15 protein-coding genes are annotated in these 17,891 nt (G+C 47.2%); 7 read left to right on the top strand and 8 right to left on the bottom strand.

Translation table 11 applies throughout. The features are described 5' to 3' along the window. Positions 1–21: 21 nt before the first annotated feature. A complete protein-coding gene (gene glnE, locus NKE59_RS08220; protein WP_353438489.1) occupies positions 22–2,832 on the top strand; it encodes a bifunctional [glutamate--ammonia ligase]-adenylyl-L-tyrosine phosphorylase/[glutamate--ammonia-ligase] adenylyltransferase in 2,811 nt (936 codons plus the stop codon). A gap of 9 nt (positions 2,833–2,841) precedes the next feature. Here the strand turns inward: glnE and recN are convergent, their stop codons facing one another. After that, positions 2,842–4,509 carry a DNA repair protein RecN gene (recN, locus tag NKE59_RS08215; RefSeq protein ID WP_353438488.1) on the bottom strand — a complete coding sequence of 556 codons (1,668 nt, stop codon included), beginning with the start codon at positions 4,507–4,509 and terminating at the stop codon, positions 2,842–2,844. A 15-nt stretch (positions 4,510–4,524) separates the two neighbouring features. Beyond that, entirely contained in the window at positions 4,525–5,430 is a 906-nt protein-coding gene (locus tag NKE59_RS08210; RefSeq protein WP_353438487.1) for an NAD kinase, read from the bottom strand. Between the two features lie 34 nt (positions 5,431–5,464). Here NKE59_RS08210 and hrcA point away from each other — a divergent pair, with 34 nt between their 5' ends. The 5 genes from hrcA to dnaJ all read left to right on the top strand — a co-directional run bounded on the left by hrcA (position 5,465) and on the right by dnaJ (position 11,437). Further along, positions 5,465–6,481 carry a heat-inducible transcriptional repressor HrcA gene (hrcA, locus tag NKE59_RS08205; RefSeq protein WP_353439940.1) on the top strand — a complete coding sequence of 339 codons (1,017 nt, stop codon included), beginning with the start codon at positions 5,465–5,467 and terminating at the stop codon, positions 6,479–6,481. Between the two features lie 20 nt (positions 6,482–6,501). Next, positions 6,502–7,611 (top strand): ferrochelatase, encoded by a 1,110-nt coding sequence (gene hemH / locus NKE59_RS08200; protein ID WP_353438486.1) that lies wholly within the window; start codon positions 6,502–6,504, stop codon positions 7,609–7,611. A gap of 49 nt (positions 7,612–7,660) precedes the next feature. Further along, entirely contained in the window at positions 7,661–8,206 is a 546-nt protein-coding gene (gene grpE / locus NKE59_RS08195; protein ID WP_353438485.1) for a nucleotide exchange factor GrpE, read from the top strand. 105 nt (positions 8,207–8,311) lie between these two features. Further along, positions 8,312–10,240 carry a molecular chaperone DnaK gene (dnaK, locus tag NKE59_RS08190; RefSeq protein ID WP_353438484.1) on the top strand — a complete coding sequence of 643 codons (1,929 nt, stop codon included), beginning with the start codon at positions 8,312–8,314 and terminating at the stop codon, positions 10,238–10,240. A gap of 81 nt (positions 10,241–10,321) precedes the next feature. After that, positions 10,322–11,437 (top strand): molecular chaperone DnaJ, encoded by a 1,116-nt coding sequence (gene dnaJ / locus NKE59_RS08185; protein WP_353438483.1) that lies wholly within the window; start codon positions 10,322–10,324, stop codon positions 11,435–11,437. Between the two features lie 3 nt (positions 11,438–11,440). On the opposite strand, the gene panB is transcribed toward dnaJ, so the two are convergent. From panB to NKE59_RS08155, 6 genes are read right to left on the bottom strand one after another with little or no spacing between them, the layout of a single operon-like run. Then, positions 11,441–12,256, bottom strand: a complete 816-nt coding sequence (gene panB, locus NKE59_RS08180) for a 3-methyl-2-oxobutanoate hydroxymethyltransferase (protein WP_353438482.1) — start codon at positions 12,254–12,256, stop codon at positions 11,441–11,443. Positions 12,257–12,309: 53 nt separating this feature from the next. Then, positions 12,310–12,819, bottom strand: a complete 510-nt coding sequence (gene folK, locus NKE59_RS08175; RefSeq protein WP_353438481.1) for a 2-amino-4-hydroxy-6-hydroxymethyldihydropteridine diphosphokinase — start codon at positions 12,817–12,819, stop codon at positions 12,310–12,312. Positions 12,820–12,861: 42 nt separating this feature from the next. Beyond that, entirely contained in the window at positions 12,862–14,289 is a 1,428-nt protein-coding gene (gene pcnB / locus NKE59_RS08170; RefSeq protein ID WP_353438480.1) for a polynucleotide adenylyltransferase PcnB, read from the bottom strand. Continuing rightward, entirely contained in the window at positions 14,279–14,992 is a 714-nt protein-coding gene (locus tag NKE59_RS08165) for an HAD family hydrolase (protein WP_353438479.1), read from the bottom strand. The genes pcnB and NKE59_RS08165 overlap by 11 nt, the downstream gene beginning before the upstream one ends. Beyond that, positions 14,989–15,750 carry a DnaA regulatory inactivator Hda gene (hda, locus tag NKE59_RS08160; RefSeq protein ID WP_353438478.1) on the bottom strand — a complete coding sequence of 254 codons (762 nt, stop codon included), beginning with the start codon at positions 15,748–15,750 and terminating at the stop codon, positions 14,989–14,991. Before hda ends, NKE59_RS08165 begins: the two co-directional genes overlap by 4 nt. Before the next feature lie 10 nt (positions 15,751–15,760). Continuing rightward, positions 15,761–16,750 (bottom strand): AI-2E family transporter, encoded by a 990-nt coding sequence (locus tag NKE59_RS08155; RefSeq protein ID WP_353438477.1) that lies wholly within the window; start codon positions 16,748–16,750, stop codon positions 15,761–15,763. An 85-nt stretch (positions 16,751–16,835) separates the two neighbouring features. Between NKE59_RS08155 and purM the strand changes: the two genes are divergently transcribed. Beyond that, positions 16,836–17,891, top strand: a complete 1,056-nt coding sequence (gene purM, locus NKE59_RS08150; RefSeq protein ID WP_353438476.1) for a phosphoribosylformylglycinamidine cyclo-ligase — start codon at positions 16,836–16,838, stop codon at positions 17,889–17,891.

The following is a 17,891-nucleotide window of genomic DNA, read 5'->3' as shown; positions in this document are numbered from 1 at the left end:
TAGTAAAGATTAAGATTAGATATGGTCAATACCCAAACTGCTCTTACTTTTCTAGAGAACCACTCCTTATTTGCCAGCCGTTGGCTAGGGGCACAGCAGCAATGGCGAGGATGGCTTGAGGAGAGACTTCATACCCCCATTGAGCCTAAGCAGATAGACGGATTGCTTCTATCCTTGCGGCAGTCCTTGGGTCAAGAGGGTCTTGAAGAGTCTGCCTTAATGAGCGAGTTACGCCTTGCCCGCCAGCGCTTAATGCTATGGATTGCGTATCGAGACCTTAATGGCTTGGCAACTCTTGATGAGGTTACGCATGCCCTGAGTTACTTTGCTCAGCAGAGTTTGGCATTGACGGTAGCTTATATTCGCCGAGATCTTAATAGCCGATTTGGCTTGCCATGGGCTCGTTTAGCCGACTACGAGTTGCCGCTCATGATTGTGGGCATGGGTAAGTTGGGGGGAAAGGAACTCAATCTTTCATCCGATATTGACCTAATCTTTTTGTATGAAGAAGAGGGCGATACCCGAGGTGGCTCTAGCTCGATCTCGAACCACGAGTGGTTTACAAAACTCGGGCGTCGCCTTATCAGAATTATTTCTGAACACGATGTCAATGGTTTTGTTTTTCGGGTCGATATGCGACTAAGGCCCAATGGAGATTCTGGCCCATTGGTTTGTAGTTTAGAAATGCTCGAAGAATATCTCTTTGTTCAAGGTCGAGAGTGGGAGCGCTACGCTTGGATCAAAGGTCGCATGATTTATCCCCTAAAAGATCACCCCGATCACGCTCGGTGTGAAAAGGGTCTAGAGCAAATTATTCGTCCATTTGTCTATCGTCGTCATTTGGACTATGGGGTGATTGCGGCGATTCGTGAGTTACATGCACAAATTCAGCGTGAAGCAGAGAAGCGAAGTAGCAACCGTAGTGGCCGATCGCGGGATATTAAATTAGGCCGAGGCGGAATTCGTGAAATTGAATTTCTGGCACAAATGTTTCAACTCATGCGTGGCGGCACAGATCCTCGTTTACGGATTCGCCCAACCTTAGAGGTGTTAGATCTATTAGAAGCCAATCAACTGATGAGTCCTGAAGAAATTCATGACTTAAAGGGGGCTTACGTATTCTTACGACGCCTAGAGCATCGAATACAGATTTGGGAAGATCAGCAAACCCATTATTTTCCAGAAAGTGATGAAGCGCGTTTACAGCTTGCCCAGGCTATGGCCGGACCAGATCAAGTCATTACGCTCGAGACATTTTTACAAGAGTTCAACGATCACCAGAATCGAGTGGCACGTTACTTTGAGAAAGCATTCTCTTTGGATGCGGGCGGTCGTTTGCAACTCGATGCAAACGATATGGATTGGCAGCCCGATCCCGCTCTATTTCCAAAAGTGCACGAGCGTTGGCAAAGTTGGCAGGATAGCTCTCGCGTAAAGGCTTTACCAGAAAAAAGTCGTTTGGTGATCCGAGGTTTGCTTAAAAAAGCTGCAACAGATATCACTGTCTCAAATGTCGGTGACGCAGATCAAACCCTATTACGTTTCTTTGACTTGCTCGAAGCAATTTCTAGGCGCGGTGCTTATTTATCTATTTTGGCAGAGTATTCCAATGCATTACAAAAGGTGCTTTTACTCTTGAGCTCCTCTCAATGGGCGGCTCAGTATCTCGCTAGACACCCTCACTTATTGGATGACCTTTTATCCGCTAGCGCTCAGTCAGAGCTAATCCACGATCCAGATAGTTATTGGAAAAAGGTCAAGATCGATTTGGATATGCGCTTAGATGACGCTCTTGATGACCATGCAAGCCCTGATCATGCAATGGATATTTTGCGTATTACACACCACACGGAGACCTTCTTAATTCTCTTAGCAGATTTGGGGATTGGCGCCCCAGAGGGTTTAAGTGTCGAGCGAGTAAGTGATCGACTCTCCGCTCTAGCCGATCTAATTTTGCAGGTTACCTATGAACGTGTTTGGCCAACTGTTGCCCAAAAGTTTTCTGTAGATGTCAAGAAATTACCGCAGTTTGCAGTCATCGCCTACGGCAAATTGGGTGGCAAGGAGTTAGGGTATGCATCCGATCTGGATCTCGTATTTTTATACGATGCCCCAGCGAGTGACCAATCAGCTCAAGAGGTTTTTTCAATCTTGGGCAAACGAATGATTAATTGGCTAACAACCTTAACAGCAGCAGGCACTTTATTTGAGATTGATACACGCTTACGTCCGAATGGCGCAGCAGGATTTTTGGTGACCAGTCTAGATTCGTTTAGACGATATCAGTTGCGCGAAGGTGATAATGCGGCATGGGTTTGGGAGCATCAGGCGATCTCACGGGCACGCTTTGCAGCAGGCAACCCCGATGTTGGCAAGCGCTTTGAGGAGATCCGTAAGGAGGTTCTATCGCAGGAACGCAAAACGAATGAACTCAAAAATGAGATTATTGAGATGCGCCACAAGGTCCATGCTGGCCATCCAAATGCATCCTCAGACTTTGATCTAAAGCATGACCCTGGGGGAATGGTTGATATTGAGTTTATGGTGCAATTTTTTGTTTTGGCCTATGCGAAGCAATTTCCTGCTTTACTGGGTAATTTAGGGAATATTGCATTACTCCGAATTGCTGCAGAGCATGAACTTATTACCGATGTACAGGCCTTAGAAATTGCCAACGCCTATCGAATATTTAGGGCGCAGCAACACCGCTTACGTTTGGATGGCGCAGAAAAAACGCGCATTGATATTGACCAACACCCTGAATTTGCAAACGCCAGAACCTACGTTAGTGCTCTCTGGAATCAAGTCTTTGGTGCGCCATCACGCCCCTAAGTGAACAACTTAAGACTGATCAAGAAGTTCTCGAGCGTGACGACGAGTGGTATCCGTAATGGTGGTGCCGCCCAACATTCTGGCGATTTCTTCAATTCGTTCTTGCCGTCCTAAAGAACTTACGTCAGAACTAGTTTTTCCACTCATTTGTGTTTTTGCGACTTTAAAGTGATGATTGCCCTGAGCGGCAACTTGTGCCAGATGGGTTACGCACAATATTTGGTGAGATTGACCAAGCTGCTTGAGTAGCTCACCAACGGTCTGTGCCACTGCACCACCAATTCCAGAATCGACCTCATCAAAAATAAGAGTAGGGGTAAAGCTTGCCTGGCTGGTAATGACACTAATCGCTAGGCTAATGCGCGCCAGTTCACCGCCAGAGGCTACTTTTGCTAGGGGGCGGGGAGTGCTTCCAGCATGCGCTGCAATTAAGTACTCCACATGGTCAATACCTTTGGCACTCGGCTCAGATGGGCTTAACATAATCTGTAGCTGACCTCCAGACATAGCCAGCGTTTGCATGGCAGCGCTAATCTCTTTGCTAAGCTGTTGAGCCGCCTTCTGGCGCTTTTGTGAGAGCTCTTTCGCAAGCTTTATGAACTTGGCTTCTTGATCTTGAAATTGCTGACGTAGTACTTCTATATTTTGCGCAGCAGTCAATGCATCTAATTTTTCTTGCGTATCGATCCAAAGTTGGGCTAAATCGTCTGGATTCACTTTATATTTACGTGCTGCCGTATGAAGTACTTGCATTCGCACATCCACTTCCGCAAGTCGATCTGGATCCAAATCCATTTTTTGCAAATAACGATTGAGACTATGGAGAGCTTCATCCAATTGAATCTGGGCAACGTTTAAACTTTCTGCTACTTGATGCAGGGCAGGGTCATGCTCTGCGAGAGCATCTATTTCTTGTTTGGCTTGATTCAGTTGCGACTCAATGGAGTGGTCTGATTCACTGAGAAGATCAATTGTTGCCTGGCTTCCCTGAATAATCTTCGCTGCATTAGCTAAGCGTGAGTGATCATTTTTGATTTCGGCCCACTCATTGGCTTGCGGGGCAATATCATTGAGTTCCTCGAGTTGCCATTCCAAACGCTCTCGTTCTCGTTGTATATCTGCGCCCGCAGATTCTGCTTGCTCTAGCTTTTTCTGAGTGGCACTCATAGCCTTGAATGATTCAGAAACTTGGGTTATTAAATCATCCAGTCCAGCATGGCGATCTAGCAACTCCCGTTGCGCACCTGTTTTTAGAAGAAGCTGGTGCGCATGTTGCCCATGGATATCGACCAGACGGTCGCCAGCCTCACGGAGTTGATTTAAAGAGGCGCTACTGCCATTAATAAAAGACCGACTACGGCCTGTGTTGTCAATACTTCGTTTTAGGATCAGGCTTTTACCCCCATCCTCAAGAGGTAGGTCATGCGCGCCTAACCACGTATTCATTTCTGTTTCTAGTCTTTTGTCTATCCTAAAAATAGCTGTAATTTCTGCGCGCTGACAGCCCTCACGGATCTGGCTGCTGTCTGCCCGCTCACCGAGTGCCAATCCAAGCGCATCTAGCAGAATCGATTTACCCGCACCTGTTTCACCCGTTAAAACACTAAAGCCCTCTACAAAGTCGAGCTCAAGTTGGTCGACGATTACAAAATCACGTAAAGCTAATGATTGAAGCATGTCTATCTACCCAGATTAAAACGTAGAAGGATATTCGTTCCAATGCAATTTTTCTCGTAAGGTTTGGTAGTCGCTGTGACCCAAAGGATGTAGGAGAGAAATAGATTTTTCGGAGAGCCGTACTTCAACACGGTCGCCAATTTGTAATTTAGTAAGCGATTGCATGTCAAAGTTGACAATCACTTCACGACCGCCAACCACCTCGATCGCAATAATGGATTCTTGAGCGAGGACAATGGGGCGATTGGATAGCGCATGAGGTGCAATGGGAACCAAAACGATACCCGGAACCCTAGGATGCAAAATTGGGCCGCCAGCAGACAGGGCGTAGGCGGTTGAGCCAGTCGGTGTTGAAACAATTAAGCCATCGGAGCGTTGGTTATACATAAACGACTGATTGACATGGACTTTAAGTTCAACCATTCCAGACAGGCCGGAACGATTTACCACAACATCATTGAGGGCCAATCCACGATGGATTTCTTTGCCATTTCGAGAGACGGCAGCCTCTAAGAGCGAGCGAGAGTCGATCTCATAGTGCCCTTGGAGGATTTCAGGGAGGACCGTTTTTGCATCCTCAAAAGGGATATCGGTCATATAGCCAAGGCGCCCCATATTGATGCCAAGCAGAGGAACATCGCTTCCTGCAATTTGGCGCCCAATACCCAGCATGGTCCCATCACCTCCCAAAATGACCGCCAAATCGGTGGAATCTCTAAAGTCAGACAGACGCAGGGTTTTGCTGCCTTTGAGCTGTAGATGAGCCGCCGTTTCAGACTCAATACTCAGCTCACAGCCTTGTTGGATAAGGATATTAGCTAATTCCTGTAGATGCTGGCCAATACCATCGGCCTGATGCTTACCAACTAAGGTAACGCGTCTAAATTTCTTCTGTAAGGGCTGGCTTGAAGGGCTTAACATACAACGATTAAACCATAGGCATAAAATTACTCCAATCATGGATGATCGCTCCAAACTTCTGCTGAAAACCCTCATCGAGAGATACATCGAGGAAGGACAGCCGGTGGGCTCCAGAACCCTATCCCGGTTCTCTGGCCTTGATTTATCTGCCGCTACCATCCGCAATGTCATGGCCGACCTTGAGGAGATGGGTTTTGTAACGAGCCCGCATACCTCTGCTGGCCGTATCCCCACCCCCCGCGGGTATCGCTTGTTTGTCGATACGATGTTGACCATTAGGCCTTTGGAGGAATTAGCATCGAGAGAGGTCGAGCGTTCTTTGTATCCAGACTCCCCTCAGAAGGTCATTAATTCAGCAGCGCAACTTTTATCGAGCTTGACCCATTTTGCAGGCGTTGTCATGACTCCCAAGCGCTCCCAGATTTTTAAACACATTGAGTTCTTACGTTTGGGCGAGGGAAAAATTTTACTGATCTTGGTTACCCCTCAAGGGGATGTGCAAAATCGTATTTTGCCGACCACCCAGGATTACACCCCAAGTCAGTTGGTCGAGGCAAGTAACTATATCAATGCCCATTTTTCTGGAAAGAGTTTTTCAGATGTCAGCGCTCGATTGCGTGCCGAGCTTGATCACTTGCGAGGAGATATTGCGGGTTTAATGACCTTGGCGCTTGAGAATGGAGTGGCAGATTCTAGATTAACGCATCCTGATATGGTGATCTCTGGGGAGAGGCATTTATTGGATGTGGGTGAGCTTAGCTCTAACTTAAGTAAATTGCGCAAGATGTTTGACATGCTTGAGCAGAAATCAGTTTTGATGCAATTACTTGACATCTCTAGCCACGCTGATGGAATTCAGATATTTATTGGCGGTGAAAGTGAGTTATTACCCTATGAGGATTTAGCAGTGATCAGCGCACCCTATAGTGTCGATGGCAAAATAGTGGGCACCTTAGGTGTTATTGGCCCGACAAGGATGGCGTATGATCGCGTGATTCCGATTGTGGACATTACTTCAAAGCTTTTAAGTGGCGCCCTGAGTACTACTTAATTATTTAGTTTGGATTTCATTTGAACACCAGCCCTCATCTTCGTTCTGCTCGTACTGGTATTTTGGTAATCAATCTGGGCACACCAGAAGCACCAACTCGTTCGGCAGTGCGAACGTATCTCAAGCAATTTTTATCAGACCCCCGTGTTGTTGAAATCCCACGCTTGGTCTGGTGGTTGATTTTGCATGGAATCATTTTGCCAATTCGCAGTGGCGCTTCGGCCAAAAAATATGCCTCGATTTGGATGCAGGAAGGGTCTCCTTTGTTGGTGTACTCCAAGGCCCAAGCTCTTGGATTACAGGCACGCTTTAGTACCAGCAACCCTAGTGTGATTGTTGATCTGGCGATGCGCTATGGCAAGCCCTCGATTGCAGAGGTGCTGGAGCGTTTTCGGCAAGAGAATGTTGAACGTCTTCTCTTATTGCCTCTTTATCCGCAATACTCTGCAACCACCAGTGCCTCGAGCTTTGATGAAGTTTTTGACGTTTTAAAACGGTGGCGCAATCAACCCGAATTACGTTTGGTCAAGCACTACCACGATAGCCCTGCCTATATTGATGCCTTGCGCCAGAAAATTGAGGAGTATTGGACCCAAAATGGTCGACCCGATTTTGCGAAGGGCGCGAAGTTGGTGATGTCCTTTCATGGTCTGCCCAAGCGTAATTTGATGCAAGGCGATCCCTACCATTGCGAATGTTTAAAAACAGGTCGTCTATTAGGAGAGGCTCTGGGGTTGGAGCCAAATCAATACCACGTCACCTTTCAGTCACGTTTTGGTCGGGCCGAGTGGTTAAAGCCATACACTGCTCTTACGCTTGAGGGCTTGGGTAAGGATTCTTGCCCACATATTGATATTGTGTGTCCCGGCTTCCCAGCGGACTGCTTAGAAACTCTCGAAGAGATTGCGATGGAGGGGCAAGAGATATTCCATGAGTATGGTGGTGGTGATTATCGATATATTCCCTGCTTAAATGATGATCCTGCATTTATTTCTGCCTTGGAACAGATTGCGCAAGCCCATATGCAAGGGTGGCCGAGCGTTCCAGATTCAGCAGCAGACTTGGCTGTGCGGGAGTGTCGTGCTCAGGAGGTCTCGGCAAAGATTGCCGCTGGCGACCAAGCCTCTTGAAATTGGCGGGTATTGCCCCCAACTATGGTTTAGTAGATAAGGTACCGTTATGAATGAAAACAAATCTGAGCAAGAACTCCATACAGAAAATTTAGCCAATCAAGAGACTGCTGCAGGTGAAGGTGGCGAACTCAATCTAAGCATTGAGGAGCAACTGGCGCAGGCTACTCAAAAACTGACTGAGATGCAGGACAGCTTTCTACGAGCCAAGGCCGAGGGCGAGAACATCCGGCGGCGCGCAATGGAAGATATTGCAAAAGCACATAAGTTTGCGATTGAAGGTTTTGCTGAGCATTTAATTCCAGTGAGCGATAGCTTATATGCGGCTCTTGCCACCGAAGCGGGTGATGCTAAGGCGTTTAAAGAGGGGCTAGAGATTACGCTGAAACAATTAATTTCTGCCTTTGAGAAAGGGCGCTTGATTGAGATTAATCCAGCCCCTGGTTCTAAATTTGATCCCCACCAACATCAGGCCATTTCTATGGTTCCATCGGAGCAGGATGCGAATACAGTGGTTTCGGTTCTCCAAAGGGGCTTTTTGATTGCCGATCGGGTCTTGCGACCTGCCTTGGTAACGGTTAGCCAAGCAAAATAATTAAAGAATTTAGTAAATTCAAGGGCTTAGCCCCCTTGAAATCCATGAAATAGCCCCCATCTATGAAGTATTGGGCAGTACTAATTTATTTATTTTGGAGCCATTATGGGAAAGATTATTGGAATTGACTTAGGAACAACTAACTCCTGCGTTTCCGTTATTGAAAACAATGCACCGAAGGTGATTGAAAACGCCGAGGGCACTAGAACAACCCCCTCCATCATTGCGTATATGGAGGATGGAGAAGTATTGGTTGGGGCTCCTGCAAAGCGCCAGTCGGTTACTAACCCTAAGAATACGGTGTACGCGGTCAAGCGTTTAATTGGCCGTAAATTTACCGATGCTGAAGTCCAAAAAGATATCGGTCTGATGCCTTACAGCATTATTTCTGCTGATAATGGCGATGCTTGGGTATCGGTACGTGATAAGAAAATTGCACCCCAGCAGGTATCAGCTGAAGTATTACGTAAGATGAAAAAGACCGCGGAGGACTATCTCGGTGAAGAGGTTACAGAAGCAGTCATTACTGTTCCAGCTTACTTTAATGATAGTCAGCGTCAAGCTACTAAAGATGCAGGACGGATTGCTGGTTTAGAGGTAAAGCGAATTATCAATGAGCCCACTGCTGCAGCATTAGCCTTTGGGTTGGACAAGCAAGATAAGGTCGATCGCAAAATTGCAGTTTATGACCTCGGTGGTGGTACGTTTGACGTTTCCATTATTGAGATCGCCAATGTTGACGGGGAAAAACAGTTTGAGGTGTTGTCCACTAACGGTGACACCTTTTTGGGCGGTGAAGATTTTGACCAGCGCATTATTGACTGGATTATTGCCGAGTTCAAGAAAGAACAAGGAGTTGATCTCAGCAAAGACGTATTAGCTTTACAGCGCTTAAAGGATGCAGCGGAGAAGGCCAAGATTGAGCTTTCATCTTCCCAGCAAACAGAAATTAACCTGCCTTATGTAACCGCAGATGCAAGCGGTCCTAAGCATCTCAACTTAAAACTAACCCGTTCTAAGTTGGAGTCCTTGGTCGAAGAGTTAATCACTCGCACGATGGGCCCATGCCAAGTTGCCATGAAAGATGCCGGCGTATCCTCATCCGATATTGACGATGTCATTTTGGTGGGCGGCCAAACCCGCATGCCAAAAGTTCAAGAACAAGTGAAGGCGATCTTTGGTAAAGAGCCACGTAAAGATGTCAATCCTGATGAAGCAGTTGCTGTCGGTGCTGCAATTCAGGGTTCTGTATTGGCCGGCGATCGTAAAGACGTATTACTTTTGGATGTAACTCCTTTATCCCTTGGTATCGAGACCTTGGGTGGCGTCATGACCAAGATGATTCAGAAAAACACGACGATTCCAACCAAGCACTCGCAAGTATTCTCAACTGCAGAAGATAATCAGCCTGCCGTAACCATTAAGTGCTTCCAAGGGGAGCGCGAGATGGCGAGTGCCAATAAGATGCTGGGTGAGTTCAATTTGGAAGGAATTCCTCCATCAGCCCGTGGATTGCCTCAGATTGAGGTGACCTTTGATATCGATGCCAATGGTATTTTGCATGTGACGGCTAAAGATAAAGCCTCGGGTAAAGAGAATAAGATCACGATTAAAGCAAACTCTGGTCTTTCGGAAGAAGAAATTCAGCGCATGGTAAAAGATGCTGAAGCAAACGCTGAAGAAGATCGTAAGCTACTCGAGTTAGTAACCGCTAGAAATGCTGCAGATGCTCTGGCGCATTCCACGAAGAAGGCTTTGGAAGAGCACGGTAGCAGTTTGGATGCAGGTGAGAAGGATGCTATTGAATCGGCCCTAAAGGAGCTAGAGGAAGCTATTAAAGGAACCGATAAGGCGGCCATGGAAACAAAGACCGAGGCTTTAGCAAAAGTGAGCCAAAAGCTTGGCGAGAAAGCGTATGCTGCGGAGCAGGCGAAAGCGAATCCCGGCGGTGCTGCAAAGCCAGCGGGCGAGGCAAAAGCCAATGATCCCGAGGTAGTGGATGCCGACTTTAAAGAGGTAAACGATAAGAAGTAGTCTCTAGAAATTAGTAAGTAAATGCGATGAGTCGGCCCTGTGCCGACTTCTCGTTTTTATCTTTCAGGAAAAGGGTGCGCTGTGGCAACTGGTAAACGAGATTTTTATGAAGTATTAGGGGTTGGAAAAACTGCCAGCGAGGAGGACTTAAAAAAAGCCTACCGTAAGCTTGCCATGAAATACCATCCAGACCGTAATCCTGATAATCCAGGGGCTGAGGCAAATTTCAAAGAAGCTAAAGAAGCTTATGAGACATTGTCAGATCCTCAAAAGCGTGGCGCATATGATCAGTATGGTCATGCTGGAGTAGACCCCAGTATGGGCGGCTTTGCCGGCGCAGGCGGTTTTGCGGACGCCTTTGGTGACATCTTTGGCGACATCTTTGGACAAGGTAGAAGTTCTGGGCCCCAGGTTTATAAGGGCGCAGATCTGCGCTACAACATGGAGATTACCTTAGAGCAGGCAGCTGAGGGCTACACCACCCAGATTCGAGTGCCCAGTTGGAGTACTTGCAAAGTATGTAGCGGAGCAGGTGCAGAGCCTGGCTCGAAAGTAGAGGTTTGTCCTACCTGTGATGGCAATGGTCAGGTGCGTATTGCCCAAGGGTTTTTCTCGATGCAGCAGACCTGTCCAAAATGCCGAGGGACTGGAAAATACATTCCGAAGCCCTGCAAAAGTTGTCATGGAACTGGCAAGACTAAAGAGCAAAAAACGCTTGAGATCAAAATCCCAGCGGGGATCGATGATGGGATGCGAGTTCGTTCTGTAGGGAATGGAGAGCCTGGTGTTAACGGAGGCCCTGCCGGTGATTTATATGTCGAGGTTCATGTTAAAGAACACTCCGTATTTGAACGTGATGGTAGTGACTTGCATGTGCAAATGCCCATCTCCTTCTCGACCGCAACCCTTGGGGGTGAGATTGAGGTGCCTACATTAGGCGGCAGAGTGGAATTGAGCATTCCCGAGGGAACTCAAACTGGTAAGACCTTCCGTCTTCGGAGTAAAGGTATTAAACAATTACGTTCGTCCCTCCTGGGCGACTTATATGTTCATGTGGTCCTAGAGACCCCGGTTAAGTTATCGGACGAGCAAAAAGAAATGCTGAAGCGGTTTGAAGAGTCCTTAAAGACGGGTAGAAAGAAACATAGCCCTCAGCAAGAGGGTTGGTTTGATCGAATGAAAAGCTTTTTTAACTAAAACTTAAGAAGCAAAGCTGTGCTCGGGTCCGGGGAATTTCCCGGACTTTACTTCTTTCACATAGGCTTTAATCGCCGCTTCGATCGAAGAGTGATCTGCCATAAAGTCTTTGACAAATTTCGGTGGTTTGCCAGGACTAATACCCAACATGTCAGGAAGCACTAAGACCTGTCCAGAGCAATTGGGTCCCGCACCAATACCAATGGTTGGAATACGAAGTGACTTCGTAATCATTTCTCCTAGGGCCGAAGGAATAGCCTCAAGCACAAGCATTTGTGCGCCCGCCGCCTCGCAAGCATGAGCCTGTTCCAGCATATGGGTAGCATCATCTTTTGATTTACCTTGCACTTTATACCCACCCAGTAAATGAACAGATTGAGGTAAGAGACCAAGGTGAGCGCATACAGGAACACTTCGTTCAACTAGGTACTGAATCACATCAATTTGCCATGTGCCACCCTCTAACTTCACCATATCGGCTCCAGCTCGCATAAGCTCAGCGGAGGACTCTAGCGCTTGCATCGGATCACCATAGCTAGCGAAGGGGAGATCAGCAATCAAAAAAGCCTGCGTATTGGTGCGCGCAACACACTCGGTGTGATAAGCCATTTCTTTAATGGTGACGGGGGTAGTGCTGGTGTGCCCCTGTACTACATTGCCCAGTGAGTCACCCACTAAGATCACTTCAACACCACAGCGATTAAGCAAGGCACTCATGGTCGAGTCGTAGGCTGTTAAAACAGCAATCTTCTCTCTATCTGCATGCATGGCAAGTAGTTTAGAAATGGTGATGGGCTTATTGTCTTGAAGGTAGCTCATAAGGTAATTCTAATCGAGGCCGCTAGGGGCTAACAATCAGGGCCGTCTAGGAGCTAATGAACCTGGAGACCGCAATCACAATGTTTACAAGTGAGTCGTTTAATGCGTTGCTCAGCAATTTTTGGGAGGAAGGTTTTTAAGTGACCGTGTTCGGGTAGGAAAAAATCAGGACAGATTTCTAGAAGAGGAAGAATGACAAAAGAGCGCTCTGTAATCCGTGGATGCGGAATAGTTAGGTCGGAGTGATTTTGTTGGATTCCCTCAAAAAACAAGATATCCAAATCAAGTGTGCGCGGTGCATTTGCAAAGGGGCGCTCGCGCCCAAATTGTTGTTCGATGGTTTGACAAACATAAAGCAGGCCATAAGGATTGAGTTCTGTATCAATTTCAACTACTGCATTGATGTAGTCACCGCCGACCGCATCAACGGGGGCGCTTTGATAAAAACAACTCTTATTAACAATATGAACTTCGATATGTTGGGCTAGGCAAACAATGGCATCGGTGATGATCTGCCGAGCATCCCCAATGTTTCCACCAAATCCAATAAAGGCCTTCGCCATATCTGTCCCATTTGAAATATGACCTACTTTACTCAAAAAAGCTTAATTTTGCTTGCCGCCATTTATTTCAAAATCAAGAGTAGTTTCAGCCTCTGAATTAGAGCGTTTTGAGCGGTGCCGCCTTCTCTTATTAGGGCCAGCTGGGGTTTGTGTGGAAGGGAGGCCATCGTCCTTAGCCCTAGCGATGAGATTTTCACGTTCGGATAGGTCTGCATGAATAAAGTCGGTCCACCATTGTCCAAGGCTTGCATGGCAAGAGCCAACCTGACTTCGTAAAAGCATAAAGTCGTAACCCGCTCTAAAGCGGGGCACTTCAAGTAGGCGATAGGGGTAGCGACCATTACGTTTCTCAAAACCGGGCTGCATGGTCCAAATATCACGCATATCTCCCTCGTGACGACGCTGTACCGAGATACCCGTATTTTGTTGTGCAATGGTGTCATCGATGGCGGCATGCAGAGCGGGTAAGTTGGGCATGCCACCAGCTACCAATGCTTGCCAGCGCTGCTCTAAATCGGGCCACAGAAGTGAGGCAAATAAAAACCCGGGTGAAACCGATTTACCAGCCTGTATTCGCTCATCGGTATTACGCAAAGCACGTTGAATAAATTGTGCTGACTGGTCATTCGCTAGGGCTTTATCAATCAATGGCAGTAAGCCATGATGGAGTCCCGCATCGTGTAATGCTTGAATGCCTGCCCATGCATGCCCAGACATTAGCAGCTTCAGGATCTCATCAAACAGTCGGGCGCTTGGTACATCGTGAATGAGATCACCCAGCTCCGCAATCGGCTTTCGAGTTTCTGACTCAATCTGAAAATTTGTTTTGGCAGCAAACCGAATCGCCCGCAGCATGCGGATAGGATCCTCGCGATACCGTTTAATGGGATTGCCAATCATGCGGATTGTTTTGGAACGAATATCCGCCATCCCTCCGTGATAGTCGAGAACGGTCTCGCTGGCGGGATCGTAGTACATTGCATTAATCGTGAAATCCCTACGTGCTGCATCTTCAGCATGGGTACCCCAGACGTTGTCGCGCAAGATACGCCCACTCTCAGCCACATGCTCCCCAACACTTTCAAGAACTGCTCTAAACGTAGAAACCTCAATGATCTCGGGACGCTCTTTACCAAAAAAAGTAACGTGTACGATTTGAAAGCGACGCCCAATTAAACGGGAGCGCCGAAATAATTTTTGTACTTGTTCGGGGGTTGCATTGGTAGCCACATCAAAATCTTTTGGTGCAATACCTAAAACGAGGTCACGAACCGCGCCGCCAACAATGTAGGCTTTGTAACCAGCCTGCTGAAGGGTGTGGGTTACTTTGACCGCATTCTTTGATAAAAGCCCAGGATTAATCCGATGGGTCTTTTTGTGGACTTTATGAGCAACAAGGGTGGCCCCAGATTGATTGGATTTAGGGCGCGGACCTCGACGCAAAAGACGATCGAGGAACTTAGTAATCATGAAGGGTATTTAGATTATTGGATGAAGAGAAAAGCTCCAAAATTGGCCAATGACGTTTTTCTGCTTCAGCCCGTAAACGTCCATCCGGATTAGTAGCAACGGGATTGCTGACGTATTCCAATAAGGGAAGATCGTTCATCGAGTCTGAATAAAAGTAACTCTTCTCGAGGCTGTCAAGGGATAAACCCTGCTCTTGAAGCCAGGCGTTTACTCGTGTTACCTTACCTTCCTTAAAGCTCGGCAGCCCAGCGACCTTGCCCGTAAAGCGTCCATGGGCTTGATTATTTTCAGTGGCAGGATCAGTCGCAACCAAATGATCAATGCCAAAGGCTTTCACAATGGGGCGTGTGACAAAGCTATTTGTGGCCGTCACCACACAACATAAGTCACCAACTGCTTGATGTTTTTTGACCAAGGCCAATGCATTGGGATGTAGCTGCCCATAAATTTTTTCGCGCATAAAGGCATCATGCCACTGTTGTAGTTGTTCCCGTGTATTTTCAGACAAAGGTTTGAGAGCAAAGCGTAAGAACGCATCAATGTCTAATTTACCAACTTTATAATCAGCATAAAACTGCTCGTTTGATTTGGCGTATTGGTCACCATCAACAACTCCCTGGCGAACTAAAAATTGCCCCCACTCGTAATCACTATCAAAAGGTAAGAGGGTGTGATCGAGATCAAATAATGCCAAACGACTCATGATTTAGTCCCTGCAATTTGAAGAAGTTCACGAACCAATGGCAACGTAATTGCTCGTTTGGTTTCAAGCGAGTGCGCATCAAGAGCATCAAGTAATGCCATCAAACTAGGCATATCTCGGTAAAAATGACTGATAAGCCAGGGTAGAACGTCAACCGACAAATTTAAGCCCCGCTCCTTAGCAGCATGGGTGAGTGCAGACACTTTTTCAGAGTCGGTCAGTGGGTGAATCTGAAAAATAAGTCCCCAAGCAAGACGGGTACGAAGATCTTCACGAAGCTCTAAACCGTTGGGCGCCATACTTCCAGCTAGGTAAACAAAGTAGTTAGAGTTTGCATGAACCAAGTTGAGTATTCGAAAAAGACTTGCCTGTAGCCGATCGTCAAGCTGATCAACATCGTCTACCGTCATCACAATTACCTCTTTGCTATAGGAGCGAGATAATTGATCCTCGCACTCAATCCAAGCATTAGGTTGATTGGGGTTAAGTTCGATAAAGGCTATAGCGCGTTCCTTGGCAGCATATGACATTGCCTTAAGAAGATGAGTTCGACCACAACCGTTGTTTCCCCACCAATAGAGCCAACGTTCCTCAATCAGCACTTCTCTCTCTGAGGCTGATGGCCAAGCAGCAATAGATCGCTCAAGTGTATTTTTCAGCTCTTCATTGCCGCTGACTAAGAAATTATGAAGTGAAGCAGGGGGCGTTTGGTTAAGGTCCAGTGCAAATTGACGTGGTAGGGCGGATGAATGATTCATGAACACTTCGTTATTTGCGATACCACGCGCTTTGTTCGTATTGCGACCATACAAAGCGAATCAAGACCAGCACGATTGCGCTGGCAGGTAATGCCAGCAGGACCCCAAAGAAGCCAAACAATTTAGCGAAGATCAATAAGGCAAATAGGACGGCGACCGGATGTAAACCAATGCGTTCGCCCACAAGGCGCGGGGTTAGGAAAAACCCTTCCAGCACCTGTCCAATACCAAAAATCACCAAGACTACGATTAGCTCAGCACCAAAGCCAAATTGCAGAATGGCAGAAAGGATAGCCAGAACCAGGCCAATTGCAATGCCGATATATGGAATAACAATAACCAAGGCGGTAAAGACCCCAAGACCAAGCGCTCCTTCCATACCGGTCAGACTAAGACCGGCGCTGTAGAAAACCGCCATGATCAAAATGACCAATATCTGTCCGCGTAAGTATTGGGAGAGCAGCCCATCGGTTTCGCTGACGAGGATTTGTGCGGTTACTTGAAAGCGAATTGGAATCAATTGTTTGAGTAAAGCAAAAAAGTGATCCCAATCGATTAGTAAGTAAAAGAGTACAAAGAGAATTAGGATGAAGTTGACAAACCCGCCCAATACAGAACTACCGGAGGCCAAAACAGTTTCCATGCTGGTACTCAAAATCTGATTGGCGTTTGCAGAAAAATGCGCAGTGATCTTTTGGGTAATGGCTTCTCGTAGGGCCTGCCAATCAATATCTATATTGAGGCTTAATAGTTTTGGCGCAAGCCACGTTTGGATACTTTGTAACCAAATAGGTAGCTGAGCCTTAATCAGGGGGATTTCATGGCGCAGCAGATTGATTAGCAATAGAAGGATGACTGCCAGTACGCTTAGGCCAAAAAGAATGCTGATAGTGCTAGCAAGGGCTTTACCCAGACCTATTGTCTCCAAGCGAAGACAGACCGGCCGCAGGATATAAGCCAATATAAAAGCGAAGAGGAAGGGGGTAAAAATTTCTGCCATACGGCCTCATACTCTAGAATTCAGAGATTCTACCGATCAAATTGAACGAATAAGCGGATTTCCCTGATTTCCCAAAGATTAAACGATGAACAATTCCTCTAAGCCCCCCTCATCCCAAGGACTCTCCTACCGTGACGCTGGGGTCGACATTGACGCCGGCGATGCCTTGGTAGACCGTATTAAGCCTTTGGCCAAGAAAACCATGCGAGATGGCGTGTTGGCCGGAATAGGCGGCTTTGGGGCTCTTTTTGAGGTCCCTAAGCGATATCAGGAGCCCGTTCTAGTGTCAGGCACGGATGGCGTCGGAACGAAGCTTAAATTAGCCTTTGAGTGGAATTGTCATGAGACCATTGGCCAAGATTTAGTCGCCATGAGTGTGAATGATATTTTGGTTCAGGGGGCCGAGTCTCTATTTTTCCTCGATTATTTTGCTTGCGGCAAGCTGTCAGTCGATACAGCGACAACCGTCGTGGCCGGCATTGCTAAGGGCTGCGAGTTAGCGGGGTGCGCATTGATCGGTGGCGAGACCGCTGAGATGCCAGGCATGTATCCGCCGGGCGAATATGATTTAGCGGGCTTCGCAGTCGGCGTGGTCGAAAAGTCTAAAATTATTAATGGCGCTTCGATTAAACCGGGTGATGCAGTAATCGGTATTGCGTCCAGCGGGGCGCACTCCAATGGCTATTCTTTGATTCGTAAGATTATCGAGCGAGCTGGCGCAAAGCCATCAGAAGAGATCGGCGGACGTTCATTGCGTGAGGTGGTCATGGCGCCTACCCAAATCTACGTCAAGCAATTGTTAAGTGTGATGGCCCAACATCCCATTAAGGGTTTGGCACATATTACGGGAGGTGGGTTGGTTGATAACGTACCTCGCGTTCTACCCGAGAATACGCAAGCGATCCTTCGTCGAGATTCTTGGAAGATGCCAGATTTGTTCCGCTGGTTGCAAATGAAGGGCGGAGTCGCCGACGCAGAGATGGTACGGGTATTTAATTGCGGAATTGGCATGGTTGTAGTGGTGAGCCATCAATATGCCGATGCAGTCATTGCTAGCATTAATCAACAGGGGCTTCATTCCTGGAGTTTGGGTGAGATTATTTCGCGTCCGCCTGGGGCACCCCAAACGATCGTGATCTAA

It is taken from the genome of Polynucleobacter sp. UK-FUSCHL-C3, from assembly GCF_040409815.1.
Classification (GTDB): Bacteria; Pseudomonadota; Gammaproteobacteria; order Burkholderiales; family Burkholderiaceae; genus Polynucleobacter.
Note: the sequence above shows the minus strand (reverse complement) of the source record. Positions and strands in the feature narration are given on the sequence as shown.